We start from the raw sequence: 12,732 nt of genomic DNA, 5'->3' as shown, positions 1-12,732 counted from the left end.
CAAACTGTATTTTTCTAAAAGGCGTTGTTTGTAAGAAATTTAACGGTTGTTGGATTAGTAAAAAGATTTCGAGTGGGAATAAGCGATAACTATTTAACAAAGTGTTAGCAAATAGTGTAAATACAAGCTTGTTGGATAACGACTTATTATATATTTGCAAAAAAAATCACGGAAACCAGCCATATGTCAGTTAAATATAACACTTTGAGTATAAAGCCGCGCGGCTATAAAATAGGAGGGAATCTTGTCTTACTCCTTTTTGCGGTAATCTTAACCCTGTCACCTTACAAAGCCTTTAGCCAGAATACCGCAGATTCCATCCGGAATTTAATGAAAGATGCCAATGATTTGCGAAGGGGTGAGCTAAATGTAGAGATGGCAACCTATTATCTGGGGCAAAACCCTGATTCAGCGATATATTATTCGCACAAGGCTATCGAAATCGGGCGTAGAAACAATAATCATGTTGTAGTTATAAGGTCGTATGCCAAAATAGGGGAAGCCTATCAAAAGCAGAACAAAATGAAGGAAGCCATTTCCTTTTACCTGAAAGGGCTTGCGCTTGCCGAGAAGCATAAGGAAAAATCATTGGCAGGTACGATCTACAACGGGATAGGAGTTTGTTATTTTTACCAAAACAATCCAAAAAAGGCTGAGGAATACCTGAAACTTGCGGCACAGGCCAAGAAAGATGGGAACGATTACCAATATTATGCGCTTATCACTACAAATCTTGCCATCCTTCAAATCTCTACCGGCTCACCTAAAGAAGCGGTAAAAACCCTTAAAGAGGCGGAAAAGACACTTTTAAAGAAAAAACAGCCCGAATACCTGGCAACCGTTTACAATTCCCTTGGCGCAGCTTACCAAACCGTTAAGCCGGATTCATGCGTTTACTATTACGAAAAAAGCCTGGACTTTGCAATCAGGCATAACGACCTTGTAAACCAGATGACTGCCTACCAGAACATAGGTGATTACAATTTGGAAAATAAAAATTATGCGGGCGCGATTGAATACATGAAAAAGGCCATTGCTGTCAACGACAAACGCCCCGAAGACCAATTCAAGCCTGCTTTGTATGACCGTTTAGGCCTTGCTTATGAATCTGTAGGCGACTTTAAGAACGCTTACTACTACAAAAAACTGGAAAGCGAGGCACGCCAGCGACTGTTCTCAGTACAAAAGCAGAAAGAAGTTGATGAACTTGAGATAAGGTACCAAAGCGAAAAAAAGGAAAAGGAGCTCCAGCTGAACAAGCAGGAGATCGAACGGGGGAAAAACCAGCGCAACCTTATACTGTTCGGCGCATTTTTACTGCTGCTCATTGCGGGTTTTATCTTTTACCTTCTTTTCCAGAGAAGAAAGATAACGCAGCAATTTGAGCAGGAGAAGCTGAAGATGTTCGAGAACATATTCCATGAGATAAGGACACCGCTCACACTCATTGAAGGCCCTATACAGGTAATGAAGCAGGAGCCGGGTGTTAAAAACGCTGAACAGCTGCTGCTGATGGAACGTAACTCGAAAAAACTAATATGCCTGGTCGATGAGCTGCTGGATGCATCTAAGCTTGGCAAAGGCAGTTTCAGGCTCAATCATACTACGGGCAGCATAGGCGACTTTATCGATGATATCGTAAGCAGCTTTGAAGGCGAAGCCGAATCGGATAACAAACACATCATTAACGATAAGAATAACCTTGGCGGCAATTATTCCTTCCCATCGAACGCTTTGGAAAAGATACTATCCAACCTCATAGGGAATGCCGTAAAATATTGCCCTAAAGGATCGGAAATCCATGTTAAGTCGGAAATAAAAAGTAGGAACCTTGTATTAGAGATAAAAGACAACGGGCCGGGTATCCCTGAAAAGGAACAGAAAAAAGTATTCCGCCGTTTTTTCAGGGGCAAATATGCTGCGGGAACGAACGGGACCGGCATCGGATTATCATTAGTAAAAGAACTGGTCGAGCTGGCACAGGGAACGATACAGATGGAAAGCAATCCTTCGGGCACCTCATTCAAGGTATCCATCCCCGTACAGGAACAGGATATTGCTACAGTTCCGGTGGCACAGCAGGAAGGCGTACCAACACTGCTGCTGGCGGAAGACGACCCGGACACGGCTGCCTTCACCATATCGGTACTGCAGGAAAACTTCAGGGTTATCCATGCCAGGAACGGACAGGAGGCTATCGACCTCATCCGCGAAGAATTGCCGGATATCGTGCTTTCGGATATCATGATGCCCGAAAAAGACGGCATAGGATTACTGAAAGAAATACGCTCAGATGAATTGGCAAATCACCTTCCGGTCGTGCTTTTCTCGGCTAAGGCATCGCTCGAAAGCCGCCTTGAAGGCCTTGGGTATGGTGCGGACGCTTATATTGCCAAACCTTTCTCGCCGGATGAGCTGAAGCTTACCATCCGTAACCTGTTTACCACGATACAGCGCAATAAGGAAGCTTACCAAGCTTCCATCAAGTCCCCAAAAACATTCGAGGAGCGCATCAAAAGTGATAATGCCTATGTGAATAAAGTGACGGCCTGTATTGTTGAAAATATAGACAACACTGACTATTCGGTTAACGAATTGTCCGACGACATGGCTGTGAGCCGGAGCCAGCTGCACAGGAAGCTTACTGCGTTGACAGGCTTCTCTACGACCAACTTTATCCGTATGGTCCGCCTCGAAAAAGCCAAAGACCTTTTGTTGGCCAACGATGGCAATATTTCTGAGATCGCTTACAAATGCGGCTTCAGCAGCCAGTCGTATTTCACAAAATCTTTCACGGAACACTTTGGTAAAAGCCCCAGCCAATTTGCTAAAGATCAGCAGATTTAATAACAATGCAACAATAGTACACAAACGTGCAACATGGCTGTACGGCTGAAATAATGCTGGTTCTTATGTTTGCAGCCTGGATAATATTATAACCAATCATATGAAAAACTATTTCTTTTTATTTCTCATTTTCATGTCAATGATTTGCGGTAGGGCAATAGCGGCTGATACATCAACAGTGCTTGTACCTCCCATTAATGACCTGTGTGCGGATGCTATCCCGCTCACGCCCGGCACAACCTGTAGTTATACTACAGGAACCTTCAATGGTGCAACCATAACGGGAGTGGGGCCATCCTGTTCTTCGGGTGCATCGCAGGATGTCTGGTACAAATTTACTGCTACCGATGTTACAATGTCTGTAGGGTTGAATGCAAATTCCAGCCTCAATCACGGTTTTGAAATCTATCAGGGTGGATGCAGCGGTACACAGGTTGCTTGTACAAATGCCTATCCGTCAGGATGGGGGGAAAACTACTTTAATAACAACTTCATTGTAGGACAGGAATATCATATTCGCGTATTCAATGTCGGCACAGCTGCCACATCTACATTCCAGATATGTGTTACCAAATACCCAACCCCGGCCAACGATCTTTGCACGAATGCTCAACAGCTGACCCCGGGTACTGCCTGTACATATACTACAGGGACATTCAGCGGGTCGCTAAAAGATGGCGGTGTCCCTGGATGTGCTGCAAACGCATCGCAGGATGTTTGGTACAAGTTTACCGCTACCGATGTAACTATGAGTGTAGGTGTTAACCAAACGTCGGACCTTAACCATGGTTTCGAGCTTTATCAGGGAGGATGCAATGGCACCCTTATTACCTGTGTAAACAGTTATCCTGAAGGTTGGGGAGAAAATTATTTCAACAACAACTTTATTGTAGGGCAGGAATATTATGTGCGTGTTTTCAACGCATCGTCTGCATTGCAGACGCGCAATTTCCAGATATGTGTTACCAAATACCCGACGCCGGCCAACGACCTTTGCGCCAATGCTCAACAGCTAACCCCGGGTACGACCTGTACATATACTACAGGGACATTCAGCGGGTCGCTAAAAGATGGCGGAGTCCCTGGATGTGCTGCAAACGCATCTCAGGATGTTTGGTACAAGTTTACCGCTACCGATGTAACCATGAGTGTAGGTATTAACCAAACGTCGGACCTTAACCATGGTTTCGAGCTTTACCAGGGAGGATGCAATGGCACCCTTATCACCTGTGTAAACAGTTATCCTGAAGGTTGGGGAGAAAATTATTTCAACAACAACTTTATTGTAGGGCAGGAATACTATGTACGGGTTTTTAACGCATCGTCTGCATTGCAGACGCGCAGCTTCCAGATCTGTGTTACCAAATACCCAACCCCGGCAAACGACCTTTGTGCCAATGCACAACAGCTGACCCCGGGTACGACCTGTACATATACTTCAGGGACATTCAGCGGGTCGCTAAAAGATGGCGGTGTCCCTGGATGTGCTGCAAACGCATCGCAGGATGTTTGGTACAAGTTTACCGCTACCGATGTAACTATGAGTGTAGGTATTAACCAAACGTCGGACCTTAACCATGGTTTCGAGCTTTACCAGGGAGGATGCAATGGCACCCTTATCACCTGTGTTAACAATTATCCTGACGGTTGGGGAGAAAATTATTTCAACAATAACTTTATCGTAGGGCAGGAATATTATGTACGGGTTTTCAACGCATCGTCTGCATTGCAGACGCGCAGCTTCCAGATCTGTGTTACCAAATACCCTCCACCGGCAAATGACCTGTGCGCTAATGCCATACAGTTGACCCCGGGACTTACCTGCACAAATACTTCGGGTACCTTTAGCGGGGCGCTAAAAGATGGCGGAGTCCCCGGATGTGCTGTAAACGCATCGCAGGATGTTTGGTACAAGTTTACCGCTACCGACAAGATGATGGAAATTGACGTTGACGGAGCATCCAATGTAAATGTTGCTTTTGAGCTGTACCAGGGCGGCTGCAACGGGACGCTGATATCCTGTAAAAATTTCTATTCCAATGATACTGCTGAGTATTACTTCGCAAGTGATTTTGTTATCGGGCAGGAATACTATATCCGGGTGATTAACCCATTAAGCTCACTGGATACAAGAAATTTCCAGGTATGTATTATAAAATACCCGCCACCGGCAAATGACCTGTGCGCCAATGCCATACAGCTGACCCCGGGGCTTACCTGTACAAATACTTCGGGTACCTTTAGCGGGTCGCTAAAAGATGGCGGAGTCCCTGGATGTGCTGTAAACGCATCGCAGGATGTTTGGTACAAGTTTACCGCTACCGACAAGATGATGGAAATTGATGTTGACGGTGCAACCAATGTAAATGTAGCTTTTGAGCTATATCAGGGCGGTTGCAACGGGACGCTGGTATCCTGTAAAAATTTCTATTCTAATGATACTGCTGAGTATTACTTTGCCAGTGATTTCGTTATCGGCCAGGAATACTACATCCGGGTTATTAATCCATTAAGCTCACTGGATACAAGAAATTTCCAGGTATGTATTATAAAATACCCGCCACCGGCCAACGATCTTTGCGCTAATGCCGTACAGCTTACGCCGGGTACAGCCTGCAACTATATAACAGGCACTTTTAGCGGTTCTATGATGGATGGTGCCATACCTGCATGTGCCACGGGAACCCAGCAGGACGTATGGTACAAGTTTATCGCGACCGATGTTACCAACAGCATTACGCTCGACATGATCACCAGCCTGAACCACGGCTTTGAAATTATACAGGGCGGATGTAACGGTACAGTGGTTGCCTGTGTAAATTCGGGTGCGGCAGGTGCATTTGAGAGCTACTATAGTAATGATTTTATTCCGGGCCAGGAATATTATATCAGGGTGTTTAATGCTACCAACATCCTTCCCCTCAGCAATTTCAGGATATGCCTTACCAAATACCCAACACCTGCTAACGACCTTTGCGCGAATGCAACAGAAGTATTCCCAGGTACAACCTGCTCTTATGTGGGAGGAACATTCATAGGGTCGACACTTGATGGGCCGGCTGCCTGCCCGGCAGGTACTACGTCGCAGGACATTTGGTATAAATTTGTGGCTACTGAGCAAACCTACAGCATCTATCTTAACCCGGTTTCTTTCTTTAACCCCGGTTTCCAGATCTTTGAAGGAAGCTGCTCGGGTACCCCAATGGCATGCGTAAACAACTTTGGCAGCAATACATCGGAATATTACATCAATAATAACTTCGTTGTAGGGCAAACGTATTATGTTCGATTTTTCCATAATATGACAGGGTATTCCTCGGACAATATTTCCTTCTGCATTACCAAATATCCGAAACCGGCAAATGACACCTGCCAGAACGCAACGCTTTTAACACAAAACACGACTTGCTCACAGGTTGGAGGTACATTTAGCGGCGCAATGTTTGATGGCCCGGCAATCTCTTGCGCACCACAGGCAGGTCAGGACGTTTGGTTCAGGTTCATAGCCGAAGGCGCTTCTGCAACCATTTATATAGGGCCAATGTTAGGGCGCGACCTTGGTTTCCAGGTGTTCCAGGGCGGATGCACGGGTACTCCTATTGCTTGTGTCAACAGTGTTGGGGTAAATCTTAGCGAAACAGGTACGGCTTCCGGCCTTACGCAGGGCCAGGAATATTACATCAGGGTATTCAATGTGTATCAGGGGCTTACTACGGACAACTTCTCTATTTGCGTCTACGGGGCGATACAACCGTGTAACGCTTCGGTGTCCGTTGCCGCTTCGGCCACACAGGTTTGCAGTGGCAGCCCGGTAACCTTTACAGCAACACCTGTTAATGGCGGTGGGGCGCCGCAGTACCAATGGAAAGTGAACGGAAACAATGCTGGAACGAACAGCCCTACATTCACCACAAGCACGCTGGCTAACGGCGCTGTAGTTACGGTTGTAATGACCAGCAGTGTATTGTGCCCGACTACACCAACCGTTACGAGCAATGCAATAACCATAACGGTTACCAATCCGGTAACTCCTGCCTTTACACAGGTTCCGGCAATATGTTTAGGGGGATCGTTTGCACTGCCTTCGACTTCAACCAATGGTATCACAGGCACGTGGAGCCCGGCCGTGAACACTACAGCCACTACAACCTATACATTTACACCTGATGCAGGCCAGTGTGCTTCAACAGCTACAATGACGGTAACTGTAAATAATAACATAGCGCCAACGTTCACACAGGTGGCGGCAATCTGTTCAGGCGGGTCATTCACACTACCAACAACTTCAAATAATGGCATTACGGGTACGTGGAGTCCCGCATTGAATAACACAGCCACTACTACCTATACCTTTACGCCAAATGCAGGCCAGTGTGCGGTTACTGCTACGATGACGGTTACTGTAAATAACAATACCACACCGACATTCACACAAGTGGCAGCCATTTGCCAGGGAGGCTCATTTACATTGCCGGCAACGTCAACTAATGGCATTACCGGGACGTGGAGCCCTGCGATAAATAATAATGCCACAACAACATACGTCTTCCAGCCAAATGCAGGGCAATGTGCTGTTGGCACTACAATGACAGTAACGGTAACCCCGGGTACAGTGCCAACATTTACACAGGTCGCTCCGATATGCCAGGGTGGTTCGTTTACACTGCCAACTACCTCTACAAATGGCGTTACAGGGACTTGGAGCCCTGCAATTAACAATAACGCTACGACCACGTACACCTTCACACCAGCTGCAGGCCAGTGTGCGACTACAGCTACTACGACGGTAACGGTAAATAACAATGTGATACCTACATTCTCCCAGGTTGCGGCAATATGCCCTGGTGGGTCATTCACACTGCCAACTACCTCTACAAATGGCGTTACAGGAACATGGAGCCCTGCGATAAACAATAACGCTACGACTACTTATACCTTCACACCAGCTGCAGGCCAGTGTGCTACTACAGCCACTATGACGGTAACGGTAAATAACAATGTGATACCTACATTCTCGCAGGTTGCGGCGATATGCCCGGGCGGGTCATTCACACTGCCAACTACCTCTACAAATGGCGTGACAGGAACTTGGAGCCCTGCAATCAACAATAACGCTACGACTACGTATACCTTTACACCAAATGCAGGCCAGTGTGCGACTACAGCTACTATGACGGTAACGGTAAATAATAACATAACACCGGTATTCTCCCAGGTTGCGGCAATATGCCCTGGTGGGTCATTCACACTGCCAACTACCTCTACAAATGGCGTTACAGGAACATGGAGCCCTGCGATAAACAATAACGCTACGACTACTTATACCTTCACACCAGCTGCAGGCCAGTGTGCTACTACAGCCACTATGACGGTAACGGTAAATAACAATGTGATACCTACATTCTCGCAGGTTGCGGCGATATGCCCGGGCGGGTCATTCACACTGCCAACTACCTCTACAAATGGCGTTACAGGAACTTGGAGCCCTGCGATAAACAATAACGCTACGACTACATACACCTTCACGCCAAACGCAGGCCAGTGCGCTACTACAGCTACTATGACGGTAACGGTAAATAACAACGTTACACCTGTATTCTCCCAAGTTGCGGCAATATGCCCGGGTGGGTCGTTTACGCTCCCAACAGTTTCAACCAATGGCATTACAGGAACATGGAGCCCGGCGATTAACAATAACGCTACGACTACGTATACCTTTACGCCAAACGGAGGCCAGTGTGCGACTACAGCTACTATGACGGTGACGGTAAATAATAACGTGACACCGCTATTCTCGCAGGTTGCGGCGATATGCCCGGGCGGGTCATTCACACTGCCAACGGTTTCAACCAATGGGATTACAGGAACGTGGAGCCCTGCGATAAACAACAACGCTACGACTACATACACCTTTACGCCAAACGCAGGCCAGTGTGCTACTGCAGCTACTATGACGGTGACGGTAAATAATAACGTAACGCCGATATTCTCGCAGGTTGCGGCAATATGCCCTGGCGGGTCATTCACACTGCCAACGGTTTCCATAAATGGCGTTACAGGAACTTGGAGCCCTGCGATAAACAACACCGCTACGACTACATACACCTTCATGCCAAACGCAGGCCAGTGTGCGACTACAGCTACTATGACGGTCGTTGTAAATTCGGTAAACACTGCGCTGACTGTTTCAGGCGCTACTATTACGGCAGCTGCTACAGGGGCAGGTTACCAATGGATCAACTGTACAGCGAACCAACCTATTAATGGCGCTACAGAAGCATCCTTCACGGCAACGGCAAATGGCTCTTATGCAGTTATCGTTACACAAAACGGATGTTCGGCAACATCGGAATGTGTTGTAATTACCGATCTGGGGACAGAAGCATTTGTAAAGAAAGGCTGGAAGGTCTATCCGAACCCTGTTGTAGACCAATTGTTTGTTGAGACCGAAGAGGCCACTGAGATCGTGATAACCGATATGACCGGGAAAACGGTTAGCAGCCAGCCATTAAAATCCGGGGTAAATACTATTGACACAGGTTCTCTGAGCGCCGGGATGTATTTTATAAATTCCGCTTCGGGAGCGCATATAAAATTCATAAAGCGATAGTTTATCTAAACCGGCTAAAGCCCCTTTTCGAAAGATCAGGGGCTTTTTTGTTTTCAGGGCATAGTTACGGCAGATTCATTTAATCGTAATATAATGTGATCTGAATGTAATATAGTTTGGGGATCGATTTGCATCTAAATTTCATGCAATTCCTACATTTTAACGCAATATTACAACAGATTAACATAATGGTACAAACAGCGTGTTTTTAGTATGAGTAATTTTATGTACTACAAACCTAAAAACAACAAACTATGTCAATTATCCAAAATGACCATTCCGAAGGGCCGGTTGCAAAAGCCATCGAAAACCAGACCGCAAAACTGCCATCCGACCTGTTTTTATGGGCAGCCGTTGGCTCTATGGCTGCATCTGCCACACTGAAATGCTTTGGCAAAAGGCACACTGCGCTCTTCGTAGGGCAATGGGCGGCGCCGTTCCTGCTTCTTGGCATTTACAACAAGCTGGTAAAAACAGAGGGCAGCGACAAACACAGTAAGCACTACGGCAGCAGGCCGCAGCCACAAACGCAGCAGCACCCGATAAGCGATTATGCCGAGCCTGAAAAAGACATTATATAACTGATGACGGGCGCTTCATTGTAGTACGGCTCACCAAACAGGAGCGTTCCTGTAATGCAGTTCTTGATCATATTTAAAATTAGCTTATGGAAAACGGAGATCCGATAAAAGATAAATTTACGAGTGGAAATCATCATTCGTACTGGAATGATTCACAAAGGCCGTTGGAGTATAAAACCCTGGACACCGACGTAATGGCCGATGTACTGGTTATAGGAGGCGGTATTGCCGGGCTTACGGCAGCCTACTGCCTCTCGGCGTCGGGCAGGAGGGTAGTGCTTATTGAAGACGGCTGTTTAGGCAGCGGCGAGACGGGAAGGACAACTGCCCAGATCTCCTATGCGCTGGATGACCGGTATTATGACCTCGAAAAATTCTTTGGCCGCGAAAAAGCCTCCCTGGCCGCGAAAAGCCATAAGCAGGCATTGGAATGGATCAACAGTGTGGTAAGTCTGGAAAATATAGACTGCCAGTTTAAGCGGGTAGACGGATACCTGTTTACCGATCCTACTGATAAAGAAGAAAATCTGGACAAAGAGCTTGAGGCCACGCAAAGGGCAGGGCTTCCTACCGAAATGGTTTCCCAAATGCCGGGAATTGCATCAGGCAGCCAAAGGGCGATACGGTTCCCTGACCAGGGGCAGTTCCATATCCTTAAATACCTGAAAGGCCTCGCTGATGCGATTGTCAGGAAGGGAGGGGAGATCTACACCAACACCCATGCGGATGAGATTACTGAAGACGGTGCGAAAGCAAACGGATTTACCATCAGGGCAAACCATATTGTTGTGGCTACAAATACTCCGGTGAATGACCTGTTTACCATGCATACTAAACAATGGCCGTACCGTACCTACGTGATCGCTGCTAAAGTGCCGAAAGGTATTTTACCATATGCCATGTGGTGGGACACCGGCAACATGGAGTCGAAGTGGGTTGCCAAGCCGTACCACTACGTAAGGCTCGAACCGCTTGACGATAACTTCGACCTGCTTATTTCCGGAGGCGAAGACCACAAAACCGGACAGGCGGAAGAGGAACATATTTCAGAAGCGGAGCGTTATGAAAGGCTGACGGCCTGGACCATGCAGCATTTTCCTCATTTTTCGGAAATTGAATACAAATGGTCAGGCCAGGTAATGGAGCCCGTAGATTCGTTAGGCTACATCGGGAAAAATCCCGGTGATGACAATATTTATATCATAACGGGCGATTCCGGCAACGGAATGACCCACGGTACGCTGGGCGGTATCATTACCAACGATATTATCAACGGCGTAGAGAATCCGTATGCCGCGCTGTACGAACCTTCAAGGATAACATTACGCACGGGCATTGATTATATGAAAGAGGTAGGCAATATGGCTTACAGGATGATAAAAGACTGGATCTCATCGGGCGATATCAAAGAAGTTGAAGAACTCGCAGCAGGAAAGGGCGCAATCATTTCGAAGGGGCTGGATAAAATTGCGGTCTACAGGGATGAAAATGGCGAACTGCATACCTGTACCGCAGTTTGCCCGCACATGGGTGGCGTGCTGCAGTGGAACGATGATGAGCAGTCATTCGACTGCCCGCTCCACGGTTCGCGCTTTACAGCCTACGGCGAAGTAATAAACGGCCCTGCCAATTGCGGGCTGCATAAAATAACAGAACATAAATAAACAGAACATAAATAAACCAGTATATGAAAAAGCTAACTTTAATGCTTGCCGCCACTACAATTATGGCGCTGGCATCCTGCAAGGATAATCCTAAAGGCAACGACCCGATGGAAGACGATGCGATAGAAACAACGGACAGCCATTCGGGCGGCGGTACAATGCCTGAAACACCTCAGGCACAGGACAGCACGGGAATGGTCTCGCCGGATAGTACCCAGGCATCGCCGCCAACAGTAACGAAGCCACAATAACCTAAACACGATAAGATGGATGCACTTAATGAATATCTCCCGCTATCGGTGGAAGGTAAGAAGATACTCATTACCGGTGGGACAACAGGAATAGGCAGGGCTGCTGCGTTGCTGCTTGCCAGGCTTGGTGCCCATGTGATGATAGCCGGCCTGGACGGGCAGCACTTGGAGGATGCGCTGAAAGACCTCCACAAAGACGCTAAAGGCCAGGTATATGGTGTTATAGCCGACCTTAGTACGGAAGAGGGTATTAACACCCTGTTCAGCGCTGTGGACGGGAATTTTGATAAGCTTGACATCCTGGTCAATAATGCGGCCCTTTCTGCCGGCAATGTTGAGGATGGTTCTTATACAGAATGGCAGCGGGTGGTCAGTACGAACCTTATGTCCTATATTGCCTGCAGCGCTGAGGCGTTGGAGCGTATGGAAGGCGATGGCCATATTGTGAATGTAGGCTCAATGAGCGCCGATGTACGGGAAGAGACGGGAACAGTATATGTGGCAACTAAGTCGGGTATACAGGGTTTTTCCGAAGCGCTTCGCAAAGAGGTCAACAAGAGCGGTATCAAAGTTACGCTTATTGAGCCTGGTGCCGTAGATACCGATATGCAGGAACAGTCCACCGAAGAAAAGCTAAAAAAAATAGAAGCACTGGAAATGCTCACTGCCGATGACATTGCAATGAGCGTACTGTACTGCCTGTCCCAGCCCAAACGATGCGATGTGGTGGAGCTGAAAGTGAGGCCGCACCTGCAGGTTATATGATCATTACAACTGAT

Annotated in this window: 6 protein-coding genes; all 6 read left to right on the top strand. The window is 47.2% G+C overall.

The features are described from left to right. Positions 1–204 precede the first annotated feature (204 nt). The 6 genes from HYN59_RS16455 (at position 205) to HYN59_RS16430 (ending at position 12,718) form a co-directional block, all read left to right on the top strand. On the top strand, positions 205–2,847 hold the full coding sequence (locus HYN59_RS16455) for a hybrid sensor histidine kinase/response regulator transcription factor (RefSeq protein ID WP_181369470.1): 2,643 nt from the start codon (positions 205–207) through the stop codon (positions 2,845–2,847). Between the two features lie 100 nt (positions 2,848–2,947). Continuing rightward, entirely contained in the window at positions 2,948–9,457 is a 6,510-nt protein-coding gene (locus HYN59_RS16450; protein ID WP_146185973.1) for a T9SS type A sorting domain-containing protein, read from the top strand. A gap of 254 nt (positions 9,458–9,711) precedes the next feature. Then, positions 9,712–10,038: a hypothetical protein gene (locus HYN59_RS16445; protein WP_219928787.1), complete on the top strand. Its 327-nt coding sequence runs from the start codon at positions 9,712–9,714 to the stop codon at positions 10,036–10,038. An 86-nt stretch (positions 10,039–10,124) separates the two neighbouring features. Next, positions 10,125–11,702 carry an FAD-dependent oxidoreductase gene (locus HYN59_RS16440; RefSeq protein WP_108779322.1) on the top strand — a complete coding sequence of 526 codons (1,578 nt, stop codon included), beginning with the start codon at positions 10,125–10,127 and terminating at the stop codon, positions 11,700–11,702. Positions 11,703–11,725: 23 nt separating this feature from the next. Further along, positions 11,726–11,953 carry a hypothetical protein gene (locus HYN59_RS16435; protein ID WP_146185972.1) on the top strand — a complete coding sequence of 76 codons (228 nt, stop codon included), beginning with the start codon at positions 11,726–11,728 and terminating at the stop codon, positions 11,951–11,953. 15 nt (positions 11,954–11,968) lie between these two features. Then, positions 11,969–12,718, top strand: coding sequence for an SDR family oxidoreductase (locus HYN59_RS16430; protein ID WP_108779320.1), 750 nt, complete (start codon positions 11,969–11,971; stop codon positions 12,716–12,718). Positions 12,719–12,732: the final 14 nt, after the last annotated feature.

Source organism: Flavobacterium album (assembly GCF_003096035.1).
GTDB classification, from domain to species: domain Bacteria; phylum Bacteroidota; class Bacteroidia; order Flavobacteriales; family Flavobacteriaceae; genus Flavobacterium; species Flavobacterium album.
This window is presented reverse-complemented; position numbering and strand designations above follow the sequence as displayed.